This is a genomic window from Phocaeicola plebeius (genome assembly GCF_003437535.1).
In the GTDB taxonomy this organism is placed as follows: Bacteria; Bacteroidota; Bacteroidia; order Bacteroidales; family Bacteroidaceae; genus Phocaeicola; species Phocaeicola plebeius_A.
Map to the genome: position 1 here is coordinate 1 of NZ_QSQT01000050.1, position 18,678 is coordinate 18,678.

At 42.4% G+C, this 18,678-nt stretch carries 15 protein-coding genes and 2 tRNA genes; 9 read left to right on the forward strand and 8 right to left on the reverse strand.

Features of this window, described 5'->3' with window-relative positions:
* Positions 1–131: 131 nt before the first annotated feature.
* Positions 132–204, reverse strand: a tRNA-Lys gene (locus DXD04_RS15930).
* Between the two features lie 119 nt (positions 205–323).
* Positions 324–920 carry a thymidine kinase gene (locus tag DXD04_RS15935; protein WP_117674128.1) on the reverse strand — a complete coding sequence of 199 codons (597 nt, stop codon included), beginning with the start codon at positions 918–920 and terminating at the stop codon, positions 324–326.
* 190 nt (positions 921–1,110) lie between these two features.
* Here DXD04_RS15935 and rsmI point away from each other — a divergent pair, with 190 nt between their 5' ends.
* Both rsmI and DXD04_RS15945 read left to right on the forward strand, forming a co-directional pair.
* Positions 1,111–1,785 (forward strand): 16S rRNA (cytidine(1402)-2'-O)-methyltransferase, encoded by a 675-nt coding sequence (gene rsmI, locus DXD04_RS15940; RefSeq protein ID WP_022054242.1) that lies wholly within the window; start codon positions 1,111–1,113, stop codon positions 1,783–1,785.
* Positions 1,786–1,809: 24 nt separating this feature from the next.
* Complete coding sequence (locus DXD04_RS15945; RefSeq protein WP_117674129.1) at positions 1,810–2,664, forward strand: Cbp1 family collagen-binding glycoprotein adhesin; 855 nt, start codon at positions 1,810–1,812, stop codon at positions 2,662–2,664.
* A 92-nt stretch (positions 2,665–2,756) separates the two neighbouring features.
* Here the strand turns inward: DXD04_RS15945 and DXD04_RS15950 are convergent, their stop codons facing one another.
* Entirely contained in the window at positions 2,757–4,571 is a 1,815-nt protein-coding gene (locus DXD04_RS15950) for a glycoside hydrolase family 2 protein (protein ID WP_117674130.1), read from the reverse strand.
* A gap of 163 nt (positions 4,572–4,734) precedes the next feature.
* Between DXD04_RS15950 and DXD04_RS15955 the strand changes: the two genes are divergently transcribed.
* Positions 4,735–6,252: a right-handed parallel beta-helix repeat-containing protein gene (locus DXD04_RS15955; protein WP_259296070.1), complete on the forward strand. Its 1,518-nt coding sequence runs from the start codon at positions 4,735–4,737 to the stop codon at positions 6,250–6,252.
* Positions 6,253–6,349: 97 nt separating this feature from the next.
* On the opposite strand, the gene DXD04_RS15960 is transcribed toward DXD04_RS15955, so the two are convergent.
* Positions 6,350–7,303: an NAD-dependent epimerase/dehydratase family protein gene (locus DXD04_RS15960; RefSeq protein ID WP_022054246.1), complete on the reverse strand. Its 954-nt coding sequence runs from the start codon at positions 7,301–7,303 to the stop codon at positions 6,350–6,352.
* 131 nt (positions 7,304–7,434) lie between these two features.
* Between DXD04_RS15960 and kbl the strand changes: the two genes are divergently transcribed.
* On the forward strand, positions 7,435–8,625 hold the full coding sequence (gene kbl / locus DXD04_RS15965; RefSeq protein WP_007557776.1) for a glycine C-acetyltransferase: 1,191 nt from the start codon (positions 7,435–7,437) through the stop codon (positions 8,623–8,625).
* A gap of 101 nt (positions 8,626–8,726) precedes the next feature.
* On the opposite strand, the gene DXD04_RS15970 is transcribed toward kbl, so the two are convergent.
* A complete protein-coding gene (locus DXD04_RS15970) occupies positions 8,727–10,148 on the reverse strand; it encodes an ATP-dependent DNA helicase (protein ID WP_117674131.1) in 1,422 nt (473 codons plus the stop codon).
* Between the two features lie 94 nt (positions 10,149–10,242).
* Between DXD04_RS15970 and DXD04_RS15975 the strand changes: the two genes are divergently transcribed.
* Genes DXD04_RS15975 through DXD04_RS15985 form a run of 3 tightly spaced genes read left to right on the forward strand, consistent with a single transcriptional unit; the run spans position 10,243 to position 12,315 of the window.
* A complete protein-coding gene (locus tag DXD04_RS15975) occupies positions 10,243–10,929 on the forward strand; it encodes a hypothetical protein (RefSeq protein WP_007557780.1) in 687 nt (228 codons plus the stop codon).
* A gap of 4 nt (positions 10,930–10,933) precedes the next feature.
* Positions 10,934–11,758, forward strand: a complete 825-nt coding sequence (locus DXD04_RS15980; protein WP_117674134.1) for a DUF3822 family protein — start codon at positions 10,934–10,936, stop codon at positions 11,756–11,758.
* Complete coding sequence (locus DXD04_RS15985; protein WP_117674132.1) at positions 11,749–12,315, forward strand: RsmD family RNA methyltransferase; 567 nt, start codon at positions 11,749–11,751, stop codon at positions 12,313–12,315. The genes DXD04_RS15980 and DXD04_RS15985 overlap by 10 nt, the downstream gene beginning before the upstream one ends.
* Here the strand turns inward: DXD04_RS15985 and cls are convergent.
* The 3 genes from cls to DXD04_RS16000 all read right to left on the reverse strand — a co-directional run bounded on the left by cls (position 12,275) and on the right by DXD04_RS16000 (position 17,185).
* Positions 12,275–13,708 (reverse strand): cardiolipin synthase, encoded by a 1,434-nt coding sequence (gene cls, locus DXD04_RS15990; RefSeq protein WP_117674133.1) that lies wholly within the window; start codon positions 13,706–13,708, stop codon positions 12,275–12,277. The genes DXD04_RS15985 and cls overlap by 41 nt on opposite strands.
* Positions 13,709–13,807: 99 nt before the next feature.
* Positions 13,808–16,693: a TonB-dependent receptor gene (locus tag DXD04_RS15995; RefSeq protein WP_117674135.1), complete on the reverse strand. Its 2,886-nt coding sequence runs from the start codon at positions 16,691–16,693 to the stop codon at positions 13,808–13,810.
* A gap of 84 nt (positions 16,694–16,777) precedes the next feature.
* The gene (locus DXD04_RS16000) at positions 16,778–17,185 is read right to left on the reverse strand and encodes a hypothetical protein (RefSeq protein ID WP_022054253.1); all 408 of its coding nucleotides are present in this window, start codon (positions 17,183–17,185) and stop codon (positions 16,778–16,780) included.
* Positions 17,186–17,286: 101 nt separating this feature from the next.
* On the opposite strand from DXD04_RS16000, the gene aroB reads away from it, so the two are divergent.
* Positions 17,287–18,348, forward strand: a complete 1,062-nt coding sequence (gene aroB, locus DXD04_RS16005; RefSeq protein WP_022054254.1) for a 3-dehydroquinate synthase — start codon at positions 17,287–17,289, stop codon at positions 18,346–18,348.
* Positions 18,349–18,456: 108 nt separating this feature from the next.
* Positions 18,457–18,531, forward strand: a tRNA-Pro gene (locus DXD04_RS16010).
* Positions 18,532–18,678 lie beyond the last annotated feature (147 nt).

Sequence of the window (18,678 nt, forward strand, 5' to 3'; positions counted from 1 at the left end):
TGACTAAAATTTATGCCTAAACAATAAATCCCTCAGGTTTTTACGTTGACCCGCAGTCACCTCATCAGGTACCATTTGTGCAAATATGAAAAAAGCGATTACCTTTTTCAAGATAATCGCCTTTTTCTGAGTGATCCGCCTGGGGCTCGAACCCAGGACCCCAACATTAAAAGTGTTGTGCTCTACCTGCTGAGCTAGCGAATCAATCCTTTGTTGCATCGGTTATTTCCCGATTGCGAGTGCAAAGGTAGATGTTTTTATAGTAACTACCAAATATTATTGGAATATTTTTTCAACAAATTTAAACACAGCCTAATTATCAACTACTTAGACATATCTTCTTTTAACGCTTTCTGATAACAGCAACGGCACAAAGGTTCATATTCTTCCTTTTCACCCAGCAACACCCTCTTATCATTAAGCACGGTACGATGCGAAACATAGGCCAAGTTGCCACACTTCACACAAATGGCATGCACCTTAGTTACTTCGTCTGCAATGGCACACAATGCAGGAATCGGCCCGAACGGAACTCCTTTAAAATCCATATCAAGCCCTGCGATAATAACCCGCACGCCGCGATTGGCCAGTTCGTTACACACTCCGGGTAACCCATCATCAAAAAACTGAGCCTCATCAATACCTACCACATCTATCTCCGAAGTAAATAAAAGGATACTGGCGGAAGAGTCAATCGGAGTAGATTTGATACTGTTATTATCGTGTGACACTACTTCTTCCTCTGAATAACGGGTATCGATAGACGGCTTGAATATCTCTACACGCTGATGCGCAAAAGTAGCCCTGCGCAAACTCCGTATCAACTCTTCCGTTTTACCGGAAAACATAGAACCACATATCACTTCAATCCTTCCTCTGCGGCAGGTCTCCTCCCGATGATCTTCTGAATATACTACCATATTTTATTTCATTACATAAAACAATTGCAAAATTACAACGACGAATCGAAATCCACGAAAAATCGACGTATTTTTATTAATAGGGACGAAAACAGCATGTAAAGAGAAAACTTCTGTTAAATGTTTGACAAATCGAACACGTAAATACGAAAACTTTTTACCTTTGCTTTTATAACATGAAGTACAAAGTATGGGAAAACTATATGTCGTACCTACTCCGGTAGGTAATATGGAAGACATGACTTTTCGAGCTATCCGCATATTGAAAGAAGCGGATTTGATATTAGCTGAAGATACACGTACATCGGGTATCCTCTTGAAACATTATGAAATCAAGAATGCAATGCAGTCACACCACAAGTTCAATGAACATCAGACGGTGGAAAGCATTGTTAACCGCATAAAAGGAGGTCAGACAGTAGCCTTAATCTCAGATGCCGGTACTCCCGGAATTTCCGACCCCGGTTTCCTTGTGGTAAGAGAATGTGTAAGAAACGGCATCGAAGTACAATGCCTGCCTGGAGCTACGGCCTTTGTACCGGCACTGGTTTCATCAGGACTTCCGGATGAGCGTTTCTGTTTTGAAGGTTTCCTCCCTCAGAAAAAAGGTCGCATGACACGACTGAATGCCCTGAAAGAAGAAACCCGTACCATGATTTTCTACGAATCGCCTTACCGTCTGCTAAAAACGCTAACCCAGTTTGCGGAAATTTTTGGAGCAGACCGCCCGGTTTCCGTATGTCGGGAAATTTCCAAGATACATGAAGAAAGCGTCAGAGGAACCCTTCAGGAAGTTATTGCACACTTCACAGAAACTGAACCCAGAGGAGAAATTGTTATTATATTAGGAGGCAAAGAAAACTAAATTATAATTCTAAATTCAAAAACTATGAGAAAGGTTGTTTTATCTGCTTTATGTGCTGCCACTCTGCTGACAGCATGTAATAATTCAGGCCAGAACAAAAGCACTTTACAAGCTCAGAACGATTCACTGATGCTTGAACTCTCTAACCGCGACACAGAACTGGACGAAATCATGGGAGCCTTCAATGAAATTCAAGAAGGATTCCGCGAAATCAACGAAGCTGAAAACCGTGTAGACTTGAAAGAAGGCACATTAGAAAGCCAGTCGGCTGCCGATAAGATAAAAGAAGATATCCGCTTTATCAGTGAAAAGCTGAAATCAAACCGCGAACAGATTGCCAAATTGGAAGAGCAACTGAAAAATAGCAAATACCAGTCTGCACAGCTGAAAAAAGCTGTAAAGAACCTCACTGCTGAACTGGCTGCCAAACAGCAGCAGATTGAAACCCTGCAAGCAGAATTGGCTGCAAAGAATATCCGTATTGCAGAGTTGGACGAAGCTGTTATGGACTTGAATAAGAACGTAGACGAGCTGAGCGCAGAAAATGAAGCAAAAACCAAAACTGTAGAAGCTCAGGATAAAGCCCTCAACACTGCCTGGTATGTATTCGGCACTAAATCTGAGTTGAAAGACCAGAAGATTTTGAAGAAGGGTGACGTACTGAAAGACAATGATTTCAACAAAGATTACTTTACCCAGATTGATATTCGTAAAGAAAAAGAAATCAAGCTGTACTCTAAACGAGCAGAATTGCTGACTACCCATCCACAGAGTTCATACGAACTTGTTAAAGATGACAAAGGTCAGTTGACTCTGAAAATCAATAATCCGAACGAATTCTGGAGCGTATCACGCTATCTGGTCATCCAAGTAAGATAATCTCTGGTTATTATATATGAAATTCCCCTTATCCCTTGACTCAAAACTGGGATAAGGGGATTTTTTAGATACAACTCCTCCTTTTTTTTACCTTATTTGTTTAAAGATTCACATAGTTTACGGTTAATCTCACGAACCCGCTTTTCATCCAGTTTAATTACTTTGCGGTCGTATGTCATCAAACCGTTTACTTCCACTTCTACGTCCGTTGTCTGCGTATATACTGCTGCAGAAAAACCACGAGGTATTAAATCATAAAGTTTTTCTGCATATTTCACATATTCATCTGTCACTTCCTTAGAAGAATTGAACTGAATATATCCCCAGTTGCGGTCCGGTTCCCAGATATGTCCCTGTACTACCCAGCCAATACCTCCATATTCACCCAATACTGTCGCTCTCTGTGCATCATACAGATACAATTCCGGAGCAGGATAGTTATGCAAATCCAGCATATCCCCACAAGTGTAATGGTTACCTCCACTGGCAGGATTGACCAGACGGGTCGGGTCATATTGTTTGGTCCACTCCACTATTTCCGGAGTTTTAAACTGTCCCCAAGCTTCATTAAATGGAATCCATGTGCCAATGCAAGGATAAGAGTACAATGCATCCATGATTTCCTTCCATTCCTTCCGGTAACAAGCTTCCGACTCTGCGCTTCGCTTCATTTCAGTGCCCTCAAAATATTTCCGGTTCTGCCATTCTGGGTTACGGTCGCCGCTGGGCATATCCTGCCATACAATAATACCTAACTTGTCACAATACGTATACCAGCGTGCAGGCTCTACTTTAATATGTTTGCGAATCATATTAAATCCAAAATCTTTTGTCTTCTGTATATCATACAATAAGGCTTCATCCGTAGGAGCCGTATATAATCCATCCGGCCACCAGCCCTGATCCAGAGGACCAAACTGGAACAACGGCTTGTTATTCAACTCCAGACGTACAATACCGTTGGCATCACGTTTGGAAGAATATTTTCGCATAGCTGCATAACTGGACACTTCATCCACCAGTTTTCCGTTCTGCTTTAAAGAAACCTTCAACGTATAAAGGAAAGGAGATTCGGGAGACCATAATTTTGTATTCTCCGGCATTGCTACCTGTACACACTCTCCATTAATACTTTTTCCTTGCGCCACCAGCTGCTGACCATCAAAGACTTTTACCTCTACCAAATCTTTTGAAGTAGCATCTTTTACCAAGGCCTTCAAAGAAAGCAAGGAATTATCAATATCGGGAGTAATGCGTAAATCCTGAATATATGATTCACTGACAGGTTCCAGCCAGACAGTCTGCCATATTCCGGTCACCGGAGTATACCATATACCTTCAGGACGAGACACCTGCTTTCCTCTTGGCTGATATCCTTTATCTGTCGGGTCCCATACCTTTACCAGCAGAGTATTGTTTTTCCCTTGCAAAGCTTCCGTTATATCAAAAGAGAAAGGAGTAAATCCTCCGGTATGGCTGCCTACCTTTACATCATTTACCCATACATCAGTTTTCCAGTCGACTGCTCCGAAATGCAGAAGTACTTTTTTCCCTTTCCAAGAAGAAGGAACGTCAAACGAACGACGATAGACCAACTCTTTCTCTGCACCTACCGTTTTGGCAACTCCTGATAAAGAAGATTCTACAGCAAAAGGTACCAGAATTTTCCCATCAAAAACAGAAGGGGAATGTTTACCTTTTTCTATAATTGCATAATCCCAAAGGCCATTCAGATTTTTCCATTCTGTTCTTTCCATAATAGGCCGTGGATATTCTGATAATACTTTATCAGGATTTACCTGTTCAGACCATTGTGTGCTAATCCGTCCCTCAACCGGCTTCCATTGTGCATGCAGCTGCGCTGCTAAAGCTCCCCATAAGGCAAGCGCCATCCATAGTTTTTTCATTGATATTAAGTTTTAAGATACCATATACAAAAATAAGACAAAACGGCTACTCTGTATAAAACAATTCTGTCAAAAAATAGAATGAAACCATCAACAAAAATAGAAAATCGCTTTTATATTCAACAATATCACTACCTTTACAATGAAATACAATTTATATATTATGAAAACATCTACATGGACACAGCTTGCATTCTGCTTACTTTCATCTGTTTTTTATGCATGCAACTCATCACACGTCTATTACCTGGATGCGACTTCAGGAAGTGACCAAAACAACGGAACCTCACCTCGTTCTGCCTGGCAAAGTATAGAAGCCTTGAAACAAATCTCCCTACAGCCCGGTGATAAAATTCTATTCAAAAAAGGGGAAACATTTCCCGGAATATTGGAAGTCACAGGCAAAGGTACCTACACTCACCCCATCATTATCGATGCATACGGTGAGGGCAATCAAAAACCATGTATTGCAGGGAATGATACCTCCATGTATGCCGTACGTATTTTCAACTCCGATTACTTCACAATTCAAAACCTTGAAATCAGTAATACAGGTAAAGAACGAAAGGCCGGACGTACTGGATTAAAAGTAGAATGTACAGATTATGGCATTTCTCATAACATCAGAATAAACAACCTTACCATACGTGATGTCAATGGTTCTCTTGTCAAAGAAGAGGGAGGAGGAAGTGGTATTCTGATTGTAAACGGAGGAGACAGTATTCGCTCACGCTTTGACAGTCTGACCATAGAAAATTGTCACATTTTAAGATGTGAACGCAATGCCATGATTTGGAGTGGTTATTACGATCGTAAAAACTGGTATCCGAATAAACATACCATTGTACGGAACAATTTAATTGAAAAAGTTCCCGGCGACGGCATTGTCCCCATAGGTTGTGACAGTACACTGATTGAATATAATCTCATGTGCGATTCACCCGACATTCTTCCGATGACAGAGGCAGCAGCAGGCATCTGGCCTTGGAGCTGTGACAATACCATCATACAATATAATGAAGTATGGGGACATAAAGCGCCCTGGGATGCACAAGGATTCGATTCCGACTACAATTGCCAGAACACCCTTATACAATACAATTACAGTCACGACAATTACGGAGGAATGGTACTTATATGCAACAGTGGAAATGCCGGAGATTATAGCTGCGGAAACATCGGAAGCATTGTTCGATACAATATCAGTATAGGAGACGGTATACGCCCGAAAGAAACACGTCAAGGTATGTTTTCTCCCAGTATCCACATAGCTGGTCCCGTAAAACAAACATTAGTCGAACGTAATATTATCCACGCCAACCCTAAACCGTCTGATGCAGTAGACCGTACGATGATCACTTCCGACTCTTGGGATGGATATGCAGACAGTACTTATTTCCGTCAAAATATCTATTACGCAGCAGAGCCCAGCCATTTTGATTTTACATCTTCTACCCGAAATGCTTTTGAAGAAAACATCTATATCGGCCAGTTTAAAAATCAACCGGAAAGTCAGAAAAACAAGAAAGCAGAAAACATCTATACAGAAAAAGTATTGCAAGAATCAGCGGACGGCTACAAAGGGCTGCATTGCCTGATGGATTCCACAAAAATAAAAGAGCATACACTTCACCACATAAAGCCAGAAGCCATCAAGACATTTTTCCAAAGTATCTTCTAACAAAAGAAATTCCTATACAAGAAATCCCCTCACTCTTCTCTGTAATCATACAGGGAGTGAGGGGATTTTAATTATGTAGCATCAAATCTGTTGGCAATTAACGGCCAAAACGCTCTTTCAGTTTCGCAAGCATGTCTTGAGTCATGGCATCCAAATCATATTCCGGTTTCCAGCCCCATTCTTCACGGGCACATGTATCATCCAATGAGTTTGGCCATGATTCTGCAATAGCCTGACGCAATGGGTCTACCTGATATTGCATTTCAAACTCCGGAAGATATTTACGGATATTCTGGTAGATTGTATTCGGTTCAAAACTCATTGAAGCAATGTTGAATGAATTACGATGAACCAACTTAGACGGATCTGCTTCCATAATTTCTACCGCTGCACGCAAAGCATCCGGCATATACATCATATCCATATAAGTTCCCTCAGCAATCGGGCAGACAAATTTTTCACCTTTAGCTGCAGAGTAATAAATATCTACGGCATAGTCTGTAGTACCACCACCCGGAGGAGTTACATACGAAATCAATCCCGGGAAACGTACGGAACGAGTATCCACTCCAAAACGAGTGAAATAATAGTCACTCAATAATTCACCTGAAACTTTTGTCACACCATACATGGTCTTCGGACGCTGCACGGTGTCCTGAGGAGTTTTGTCTTTAGGAGTACCAGGACCAAATGAGCCGATAGAGCTCGGAGTAAATACTGCACACTGCTTTTCACGAGCGACTTCAAGCGTATTGAACAATCCTCCAAGTCCGATTTTCCAGGCAAGCTGAGGCTTGTTTTCTGCAACGGCAGAAAGCAATGCAGCCAAATTGTAGATTGTATCTACTTGATACTTACTTACCGCATCGGCAATTTGTTGCGGGTTCGTAATATCCACAATAGCCGAAGGACCTGATTCTTTCAATTCTCCTTTAGGCTCAGCACCAGGAATATAACCAGCCACTACATTACCAGAATAATTCTTTCTCAAAAGCATTGTGAGTTCTGAACCTATCTGTCCAGTTGCCCCAATTATTAAAATGTTTTTCATTTACAAGCTAGATTTTTAAATTGCGGAGCAAATATACAAAAGTTCTTATAAATGAAATAAAAATAAGCGTGTTCTTTTTTCCTAAATAAAAAAATTGCATCTTTGCATAAGCAAAACCTTAATATCAATATATGTATACAAACTTTAGAGATTTCCTGAAAAAGGAACTTGCCGACATAGAAGCAGCCGGCTTATATAAGAAAGAACGTGTAATAACCACTCCACAGCGTGCAGACATCAAGGTCAACGCAGGAGAGGAAGTTTTGAATTTCTGTGCCAACAACTATTTAGGCTTGTCGGACAACACACGCCTGATTGAAGCGGCCAAGAAAGCCATGGATACCCATGGTTACGGTATGTCATCCGTGCGCTTTATTTGTGGAACACAAGACCTTCACAAACAACTGGAAGCTGCCATCTCTGACTATTTCCATACAGAAGATACCATCCTGTATGCTGCATGTTTTGACGCAAACGGTGGTTTGTTCGAACCTCTTTTCACAGAAGAAGATGCCATTATTTCAGATGCCTTGAACCACGCATCCATCATTGATGGTGTACGTTTATGTAAAGCTAAACGTTACCGCTATGCTAATGCTGATATGGCAGATTTGGAACGCTGTCTTCAAGAAGCACAGGCACAGCGCCACCGTATTATTGCCACTGACGGCGTATTCTCTATGGATGGAAATGTGGCTCCAATGGACAAAATCTGTGAACTGGCAGAAAAATACAATGCCCTCGTAATGGTAGACGAATCACACTCTGCAGGAGTGGTAGGCCCTACAGGACATGGAGTAGCTGAACAATTCGGTGTATACGACAAGATTGACATCTTTACAGGTACATTAGGAAAAGCCTTTGGCGGAGCTATGGGTGGATTTACCACTGGTAAAAAAGAAATTATTGACATGTTGCGTCAGCGCTCTCGTCCTTACTTGTTCTCTAACTCTGTAGCACCAGCTATCGTAGGAGCAAGCTTGGAAATGTTCCGCATGCTCAAAGAAAGCAATGCTTTGCATGACAAACTGATGAGCAATGTCAACTATTTCCGTGACAAGATGATTGCTGCCGGATTTGACATCAAACCTACACAGAGTGCTATCTGCGCTGTCATGTTGTATGATGCCAAACTGTCACAGGATTTTGCAGCCCGCATGCAGGAAGAAGGCATTTATGTAACCGGATTCTACTATCCAGTAGTGCCGAAAGGCCAGGCGCGTATCCGCGTACAGCTTTCTGCCGGTCATGAACAATGCCATCTGGACAAAGCAATCCAGGCCTTCATCAAAGTAGGAAAAGAATTAAACGTCATCAAATAACCTACTACTTAAAATCACATGTCGAAAGGCTGTTCTTCTACAACTAGAGGGACAGCCTTTCTTTTATATTCATATAAAATGAACGGTGTATGCTTTATAAATTATTTTTCCGTCTGTTCTTCTGGCCAGTTTACCAAATACAATAATTCTGTAGCACGGGTAAATGCGGTATACAACCAGCGGAAATAATCGGGCGAAAGCATATCTTCCGTCATGTAGCCTTGATCAAGAAAAACTCTTTTCCACTGACCACCTTGCGCTTTATGACATGTAACAGCATACGCATATTTTACCTGCAACGCATTGTAATAAGGGTCTTCTTTCATTTTTTTCATTCGTTCCCGCTTGGTCGGTAAGTCAGCATAATCTTCTAACACAGCATAGAACAAACGGTCATTTTCTTCTTTCGACAATGAAGGAAGTTCCGAATGAAGGGTATCCAATAAAATCTTTACTTCCAGTTCAATCCCTTCATAATCAGGAAAAGCAAGCACTACATCTGCGAAGCGAAAACCATACATTTCCCGAACACGCCGTATCCTACGTACCACCGCCACATCTCCATTTGCAATAAAATCAAGTTCCTTACAGTCTGTTCCCCAGAAATAATTATTCTTGGCCACCATCAGCATATCTCCCGTGTTCAGTTCATCTTCCCTGTACAGTACCGTATTTCTTATACCTTTATTATATAGAGAAGCACGTTTGTTGGAACGACAGATAACAATCGTTTCATCCAACCCCACATGACCATAACATTCGTCTATGGCTTCAATCAGTTCACTTCCAGGAAGGATACGTATATCAGGATAGTTCTTACAACAGATTTTAGGATATTCAAAGAAATCCTCGTTTACAATCCTTTCACGCAAGGCAGTAGCATTCGACAAGATACCGGAACCTTCGGTTTGTCGTACTACTTTTGTAAGCACACACTCTGTCACCTCCAGTCCATAGCCCTGCAATGCCGCTACAGACAGCGCCGGGCTCTCTTCCTCCCCTATCGGCGGAAGCTGTGCTGTATCTCCAATCAACATCAACCGGCAACCCAATCCATTATATACATATTGCACGAGATCATCCAATAAACGTCCGCTACCAAAATGGCCACCTGAAAGTCCTTCATTCGCAATCATGGAAGCCTCATCCACAATGAACAGCGTATTCCGGTGCAAATTCTGATTAGCTACAAAATTATCCGTCTCATTCGAAAAGACTTTCTGGCGATATATCTTCTTATGAATCGTATAAGCCGGATGTTCCGCATATCCGGAAAAGACTTTGGCTGCCCTTCCTGTAGGAGCCAACAGAATCACTTTCCGTTGCAATGAATCAAGCGTACGAACCAATGCAGATGTCAATGTAGTCTTACCCGTGCCGGCATAACCTTTCATCAGAAACACACTGTCAGCAGAAGGCGAAAACAGGAATTCGGCAAAACTTTTCACCGCATTTTCCTGCTCTTCTGTTGGTTTATAAGGAAAATTTCGCTTAATTTGTTGCGATAAATCATTATTTAACATAATGCCAGTATAAAAAGTTTACGTAAGATTGACGTGGTTCAACTAATTTACTTATTTTTGCGCTACGAATATAAACTAAAAAAACAATATTATCATGAAAACAGTTCTTAATCTTGTGTTAGCCGCCTGCGTTATCTGCTTGGTATATATATGCTATGGCAGTATTATGGGCCCTATCAACTTTGACAATGCGAAAAAAACCAGAGAAAAAGCAATTATCGCTCGCCTGATTGACATCCGTAAGGCTCAGCAGGAATATCGTACCGTTCATAACGGTGCTTATACAGCAAACTTCGACAGTTTGATTACTTTCGTAAAGACTGCTAAACTTCCTTTCATCATGAAAGTGGGTTCATTGACAGATGATCAGTTGAACAACGGTATGACAGAAAAGAAGGCTATGGACTTGATTAACAAGGCTAAGAAAACTGGAAACTGGAGCGAAGTTGAAAAAGAAGGCTTACAGAACTTCCGTCGTGATACAATGTGGGTGGCTGTAATGGATACTATCTTTGCAAAAGGATTTAATCCGGATTCTTTGGCATACGTTCCTTACGGAAACGGAGCTAAATTTGAAATGGCTATCCGTCAGGATACTACAAAATCTGGTGCTCCTCTGAACTTGTTCCAGGCACAGGTTGCATACGATGTATACTTGGGTGACTTGAACAGCCAGGAATTGATCAACTTGAAAGACATGCAGTCAAAATTGGGTAAATATTGCGGTTTGAGAGTTGGTGACATCGAACAGCCGAACAACAATGCAGGAAACTGGGAATAATCCTATGGCCCAACCTATTGATTTTAATAAATCAGAACAGTATATATTATCCATCCGTCTGAGTACGGATGGATTTTCTTTTTCTATCTATCACCCTCAGCAATCGGAGGAAGTATATTTCAGTTCCTCGCCAGTCAATACGCAGCGCTCAATGGCTGCCAATGTAAAAGCCTATTTGACAGAAACAGAAGAACTGAAACATCGTTTCAAACAGGTTAATATCCTTATTCATACTTCACGTTACACTACACTCTCGTTGGAATTGTATGAAGACGAACAGACCGACCTTCTGTTCTATCAGAACCTGCCCCCACAAAATAACGAAGTCGTACTTTGTAATATTTTAGGGAAGAGCAACCTCGTCATTCTTTTTGGGCTGGACAAGCTCACCCATCTGTTTCTGACAGAGCATTTCCCCAATGCCCGTTTGTTTGCATCCGTAAGTCCAATTACCGAGTACCTCGCACATAAGGTCAAACCGAGTGACTGCCGTAAATTATTTGCCATCTTCCATCCCGAAAGTGTAGAAGTGATAGCTTTCGAAAAAGAAAAACTACTGCTACTGAACACTTACCCCATTTCCGGCCTGAATGATTCATGCTATTATCTGTTGAACATCTGGCAGCAGGCTGGCTATAATCAAGAAGATGACCAGTTATACATTTGCGGGAACAATCGGGTTCCACAATGGGAAGAATTGCCATTGCGACTAAAAAAATACATACGAAAACTATTCATCATTAATCCTCAGATGGAATTCAACGACTCAGCAATGAGCCGCATCAAAGAAATTTCATTTGACATGCTATCTTTAATCTCATGCGAGTAATAAGCGGAATATACAAACGGAGACGTTTCGACGTTCCCCACACATTCAAGGCACGTCCTACGACTGACTTTGCCAAAGAAAATCTGTTCAATGTGCTCAACAACTACATTGACTTTGAAGATGGAATAACAGCACTCGATTTGTTTGCCGGAACGGGCAGTATCAGTATAGAACTTGTGTCACGAGGATGCGATCAGGTTATTTCTGTAGAGAAAGACCCGCAGCACCATGCCTTCATCAGCAAAGTCATGCGCGAGGTCAAAACGGACAAGTGCATCCCTTTAAGAGCCGATGTATTCAAATACATCGAGAAATGCGGCCTGCAGTTCGATTTTATCTTTGCTGACCCTCCGTATGCCCTGAAAGAATTGGCAAGCATACCCGACCTGATATTTCAGTACAACCTGCTCAAGCCGGAAGGTATTTTCGTTCTGGAACATGGAAAAGATCTCAACTTTGAGAGTCATCCCTGCTTTTTCGAGCACCGTCACTACGGAAGTGTCAACTTTTCCTTTTTCAGAGTAAAGGAGCAAGAAGACGCACAACCGATTCAGTAATCTTATTTTTCCAAGAACGTTTTTCCCAAATCCTGGCTGACAACAGAAAACAATCCTTCTGATCGGCCAGGAATATTTCTTTTAAAGTCATAGCCGTTTCCCTGTCATAAAAAAAGGCATTGGCCTCGAAGTTATGCTCAAAACTTCGAAAGTCCATATTCGTAGACCCCACCGTTGACAATTCGTCATCACACACCATCAACTTAGAATGCAGAAATCCCTTTTTGTAGAGGTAAATTTTCACCCCTGCCTTCATCATCTCCGAGAGATAAGATAGCGAACCTTTATGAATAAGCCAGGTATCCCCTCTTTTAGGAAGCATAAGCCGCACATCAACCCCAGCCAATGCTGCTGTCTGCAAAGCGGTCATCACTTCCTCGTTCGGCAAGAAATAAGGAGTCTGCACATAAAAATACCTCCGGGTAGAACAGATAGCCATCATCAGTCCTTGCATAATATCCCTCCACTCACCTACCGGATCGGAAGTCACAATTTGCCCCAGCACACCTCCCTTCACCGAAATCGGAGGGAAATATTCTGCTGAAGTGAGCAAGGTGCGATCAATGGCATACCAGTCAGTAAGAAAAGCCGTCTGCAACCCGTACACCACCTTTCCTCCCAGTCTGACGTGTGTATCTCTCCAATTTCCTTTTCCCAATCCCTTCACATAACGTTCTGCCAGATTCATCCCACCTATGAACCCCACACAACCATCTATCACCACAATCTTCCGATGGTTGCGATAATTCACTTTACTGGTAAATCTAGGGAAACGGACTTTCAGGAACGAAAGGACTTCTATGCCTTCACAAAGCATTTGTTCATAAAAATCATGAGGCACTTTCCAACAACCCACATCGTCATACAGCACCCGTATCTTCACTCCGTCACGAGCCCGGTCAATCAAAGCATCTCTAACCAACCGACCTACCGCATCATCCTCAAAAATATAAAACTCCAGATGGATGTGATGACGAGCTCTGTAAATATCTTTCAATAATTCCGATAACATGGAAACAGCATCCGTATAAACTGTAACTCTATTTCCGGAGAAAGGCAGTGCATTATTTACCCGTGAAAAAAAATCCATCAAACGCTGCTTGCCATATTCTGCCATTACGGACGGCTGTTCCTGATAGGCCGCCATAGGGCGCTTGCTCAAGCGAGCATACCCTTTCCGACTGATAAGATGTTCCTTACGCGTACTACGCCCGAAAAACAAGTACAGAATCCATCCGGCTACAGGAAGAAAAAAGAGAACCAGAATCCATGCCATAGTCTTTACCGGACTACGATTGTCAAGAATCACGACAAAGATAGTTGTCAGTATTACCGCAAAATAAAGGAAATAGATTACGGCCAAAAAGATACTATTCCAGACTGCTATGTCCATCTCACGACTTGGTTTTCAACAAAATTACGAGTAATTTGGAAAAAGGCAAAAAAAATACCGCAAAAGTGAAATTGACTTTTGCGGTATATATGTTCAACCTTAGAATCTGCGAGGTCCATGTCCCGGGCCAGGACCAAATCCAGGTCCTCTTCCCGGACCACCCATTCTCGGGCCGGCACCTTTTCCACCAAACAGATTCAGACGGTAAATAAAGTGTACCATGCAATAGCTGTAAATCGCATTGTATTCCGTATCACTTCGCATAGCCGCACTGATTACACGGCTGATATTGCTCTGATTACGCAGAATATCATAGAACTGAATGCTGACCGTAGCTGCATTTCCTTTCAGGAAGTCTTGCGAAAGCTGGGCATTCCAGATTAACTCATCACGGTTCATGCTTGCATCCGCATATCCACGACGTGAGTTCTGAGAGATGTCTGTCGCAATTGACATATTCCAGGGCAAACGTACATTGGTACTTGCTCCGTACGAGAACTGGTAGGTATCCATATTATTCTCTTCCTTGAAGCTATTTCGCGAATGCGTATAAGCCAATGAACCGTTCAGAGAGAATTCCCACCAGTCATTACGATACGTACCTCTCAAGCGTTCACTCAAAGACAACTGACGGGTTTTGTTCTTATCTGACACATTCTCAGCCTGTGCATCGCTCATATAACTCACAATGTTATTATAACGGGCCATCGTAAAGGTATTGATGGTATACTTCTTATTACGCAAAGCCGTATTAGAACCCAAGATACCAAACAAGTTCCAGTTGCCATTGATATTCTCCGGCATGGTTACCGTTCCACCGGTTTGCGGGTCGTATGTACTACGATTACTAATGCTGTTCAATACATTTTCAAAACGGAAGTGCGTCATGATACCCCGCTGTTTCTCTGTATCAAATGTATTGTAAAAAGCCATGAACGAGTTGGTAAATGCCGGTTTCAACCCCGGATTTCCCCGACGAATGTTCAACGGGTCGGTCGTATCCTCAATAGGCAGCAAATCCGTCATGCTTGGCTGAGAGCTTCTTCCGCGGTAGTTGATTCTCAACTGGCTTGTTTTCGAGAATTTATAACGGAAATCAAATGTCGGAGTAAAGTTGAATACGTTTCGTACGGCCACCGTATCCAACTGGTCTTTCTTATAAGACAATTTCGATTTCTGCGGCTGGAAAGAAACACCTGCATTCAAACTCATTTTTTCCCGAATCCAACGCAAAGAAACATCTGCCTGATGATTGTAATATGTGTACTGTGCACTCTTGCTGTTCTTTTCATCCAGCACTCCCACATTATCTCCTCCATAACCTTGCGCTATCTCCCAGTCATTCGGCATTGTGTAGGTGGAATTGTCACTCTTTGAACGCTTGTACTGGAAATAATAACTGAACTGCAAGAAGCCACCCTTAAATATCGGTTCGCTATAAGTAAAGCGTGCACCATAATTATAGTTCAAAGTAGGCGTAGAAATATAGCGGTTCAAAATTTCCAGCCGTTCCTCCTCTGTTTTCTGGTAATAGTCCGTTTCAGACACCGAGAACTGTTCACTCGAACTGTTCGTGTAATTATAGGAGCCACGGAAAGTAATATTACGTCCCGGTTTTCCCAAACGACGGTTAACCATGGCCGAACCTCCCACATTAAAGTTATCTCCTTTCTGCAGACTGTTACGCGCAATTGTATTGACAATATTTTCTTCTGGAATCAAAGATGAAAGATTGTCGGCTGCACTCAAAATTTCGTCGGTTGTATATTCCGGTTCCTGGCTGAATGTAAAAGAATTTGTCGCACTCCTGTTATCATTCTTTCCGTATGTTAAACGCGGACGAAAAATCACCGTTGTCATAGTATCCGGTTTCCACTCAATACGAAAATCTGCCGTAAGCGAAGTAGTCTTATTGCGATTAGCATTCTGGGCATTCTTGAAAGAGCTGGTAGCCGAAGAAACGAATGTTTCCGAAGCCTGCTTGCTGATAATGTCCGCATCCTTGTAGTTATAATTCACACTACCTCCTGTTTCCAGTTTCTCACTCTGTGTACTAAAGTTGAAACCACCCATCTTGATGCTGGTCAGACCGTTCTGTCCTCCCCAACGAAAGCCACCGCCTCCTCCCGGATAGCCGTTATCATTCACATTATTCATTGAACCAATCACCGTAAACTGATTCTCTCCAATGAATCGGTTCAACATTACTTTTCCACTGTAACGGTCTTCCGTTCCGGCTGCTACGTCCGCATTACCAAACCATCCCTTATTCATACCAGGCTTCACACTCAGGTCGAGCACGGTTTCTTCTTCGCCGTCATCAATACCTGTCACACGGGCCAAGTCCGATTGTTTATCATACGCACGCACCTTATCAATAATATTTACCGGAAGATTTTTCATGGCAATATTCGGGTCATCGGCAAAAAATTCCTTTCCATCAATCATGATTTTCTTGATTTCCTTCCCGTTTATCGTGATTTTTCCGTCTTCATCCACTTCAGCCCCCGGAAGCTTCTTCACCAGTTCCTCCAAAGCCGAACCTTCAGGCACACGATAGGCAGAACTGTTGTACACCAACGTATCGGCCACTGCCGTCACCTCCGGAGCCTCAGCCACCACTACAGCTTCTGCCAGCATAATGGCATCCGAAGCCAGCTCCACCTTGCCCACATTCAAACGCGGATTGTTACGCGTCAACGCAACCTGCTTGAAAAAAGGAGTATATCCAATATATGAAACCTTCAGCAGATACTTTCCCGGACGCACAGATAGTGAGAAATGTCCATCCAGATTTGTCACATTTCCCACTACCATTGAACTATCCTTTACGGAAAGGAGCTGTACTGTAGCCTGAATGACAGGCGATTTATCCCCTTCATCAAGAACCGTTCCCGTCACGGTTCCACGGCTGCCGCTGCTTTGTGCAAAAGCAGAAATGGTTACCCCCACCATCAGCAGCAATCCCAATAAAACTTTTTTCATTGCCTTTATCTCTTCCTTGTTGATTAATTGTACCTTTGACAATTATCAACAAAAAAGGTTTACCCCTACTCTTTATTTTTTAACTTATTTTTGTCTGAAGTTTTTTTCAATCTTTGCTTTCTGCATCAAAAACTCTTTACAGAACACACAAATAACCATGTACACAATACCTACTGAATTGTCTGCTTCCTGCAAATTTCCTCCATAAGCTGCATTCAGCAACACTCCTACATAATAAATTCCCCACAAATAGAGTGAAATCACCATTGCTTTCCGCCGAATGGCAAAAGCTTCCTCATTTTCATCCTTCATTTTAGCCAGAAAAACCATGAACAATGAAATCCAGATGACCAGTTTCATTCCCAGTTTCACATACAGCAGATTACCGTCATTCACTTGTCCGAACATATACATCAATAACGGAACAAATACTGACAATAACAGTAACACATACCCCAACAAACGGCACGAAGCCGGAAAAATTCCTTTCATAACTTGATTATTTTTTATTCGCACAAAAATACTTAATTGTAAGCCAACATCCGACTTCTTCTAACTTTTTTTCTAAATTTGCGACCAAAACAAATACACTTATGAGTAAACAAGAAGTCATTATTTGCCAAAATTTCAATACGGAACTCAGCCAGAAGTTATCTGCACATTCATACGACAAGATTTTTATCCTGACCGACGAACATACTTTTCGTCTTTGCCTCCCTCTGCTGCAAGACATCGCCTTGCTGAAGGATGCAGAACAAATTGTCATTGGTCCGGAAGATGTGCATAAAAACTTGGAGACACTGGCCTATGTATGGAACCAGCTCAGCAACCGGGGAGCCACCCGCCACTCGCTGCTCATAAACTTAGGAGGAGGCATGGTGACCGACTTGGGAGGATTTGCCGCAGCCACCTTCAAACGAGGTATCGCTTGTATCAACATCCCCACCACCCTGCTTTCCATGATTGATGCCGCCGTGGGTGGAAAAACCGGTATCAACTTCAACGGACTCAAGAATGAAATCGGCTCCTTCTATCCTGCCGATCAGGTAATGATTGACAGCCAGTTTCTGAAAACCCTCGATATGCCCAACCTGCTGTCCGGTTACGGAGAAATGCTGAAGCACGGTCTAATCAGTCAGCCGTCACACTGGAGCGAACTGCTGACATTTGACTTTGCTCACATAGACTACGCATTGCTGCAGAAACTTATCGGCCAGTCCGTGCAAGTCAAGGAAGACATCGTAGAAAAAGACCCCTATGAGCAAAGCATCCGGAAAGCGTTGAATTTCGGACATACCATCGGACATGCCTTTGAAAGTTTCGCCCTAAAGACTAACCATCCGGTGCTTCATGGATATGCTGTAGCCTGGGGTATGGTCTGCGAACTTTATCTGTCACACATCCGCTGCGGTTTCCCGAAAGAAGCGTTGCGCACCACCATTCAGTTCATCAAGGAAAACTATGGCAGCCTTTATTTCACCTGCGATGACTATGAATGTCTGTACGACTTCATGAAGCATGACAAAAAGAATGCCTCATGTGGCGTCATCAATTTCACTCTTTTAGGAGGAATCGGTGACATTCGTATCAACCAGACCGCCTCACAAGAGGAAATCTACGAACTGCTTGATTTCTACCGCGAAACCATGGGATAAGTTTTGTCGTGTTCAAACAGCGTTTAAACGTAATCTAAAAATACTAAGAAATTATTGCGGAAAATATTTGGTTATTCCGAATAAAGCAGTACCTTTGCATCCGCAATTCGGGGTGTAGCTCAGCCCGGTTAGAGTACGCGTCTGGGGGGCGTGTGGTCGCTGGTTCGAATCCAGTCACCCCGACTGCTGAAAATCAAGGAGTTAAGATAAACATCTTAACTCCTTTTTTTTGATTCCTACAACAAATCTACAACATTTTTCCGGGTCAACGTAAAAACGGGTCAACGTAAAAACCTGAGGGATTTATTGTTTAGGCATAAATTTTAGTCA

Bases quoted from the DNA above. Each gene is read 5' to 3' on its own strand.
- DXD04_RS15945 (WP_117674129.1), top strand. From the start codon at position 1,810: ATGAGAAAGGTTGTTTTATCTGCTTTATGTGCTGCCACTCTGCTGACA.
- DXD04_RS15970 (WP_117674131.1), bottom strand. From the start codon at position 10,148: ATGTTAAATAATGATTTATCGCAACAAATTAAGCGAAATTTTCCTTAT.
- kbl (WP_007557776.1), top strand. From the start codon at position 7,435: ATGTATACAAACTTTAGAGATTTCCTGAAAAAGGAACTTGCCGACATA.
- cls (WP_117674133.1), bottom strand. From the start codon at position 13,708: ATGGACATAGCAGTCTGGAATAGTATCTTTTTGGCCGTAATCTATTTC.
- rsmI (WP_022054242.1), top strand. From the start codon at position 1,111: ATGGGAAAACTATATGTCGTACCTACTCCGGTAGGTAATATGGAAGAC.
- DXD04_RS16000 (WP_022054253.1), bottom strand. From the start codon at position 17,185: ATGAAAGGAATTTTTCCGGCTTCGTGCCGTTTGTTGGGGTATGTGTTA.
- DXD04_RS15975 (WP_007557780.1), top strand. From the start codon at position 10,243: ATGAAAACAGTTCTTAATCTTGTGTTAGCCGCCTGCGTTATCTGCTTG.
- aroB (WP_022054254.1), top strand. From the start codon at position 17,287: ATGAGTAAACAAGAAGTCATTATTTGCCAAAATTTCAATACGGAACTC.
- DXD04_RS15955 (WP_259296070.1), top strand. From the start codon at position 4,735: ATGAAAACATCTACATGGACACAGCTTGCATTCTGCTTACTTTCATCT.
- DXD04_RS15960 (WP_022054246.1), bottom strand. From the start codon at position 7,303: ATGAAAAACATTTTAATAATTGGGGCAACTGGACAGATAGGTTCAGAA.
- DXD04_RS15935 (WP_117674128.1), bottom strand. From the start codon at position 920: ATGGTAGTATATTCAGAAGATCATCGGGAGGAGACCTGCCGCAGAGGA.
- DXD04_RS15995 (WP_117674135.1), bottom strand. From the start codon at position 16,693: ATGAAAAAAGTTTTATTGGGATTGCTGCTGATGGTGGGGGTAACCATT.
- DXD04_RS15950 (WP_117674130.1), bottom strand. From the start codon at position 4,571: ATGAAAAAACTATGGATGGCGCTTGCCTTATGGGGAGCTTTAGCAGCG.
- DXD04_RS15980 (WP_117674134.1), top strand. From the start codon at position 10,934: ATGGCCCAACCTATTGATTTTAATAAATCAGAACAGTATATATTATCC.
- DXD04_RS15985 (WP_117674132.1), top strand. From the start codon at position 11,749: ATGCGAGTAATAAGCGGAATATACAAACGGAGACGTTTCGACGTTCCC.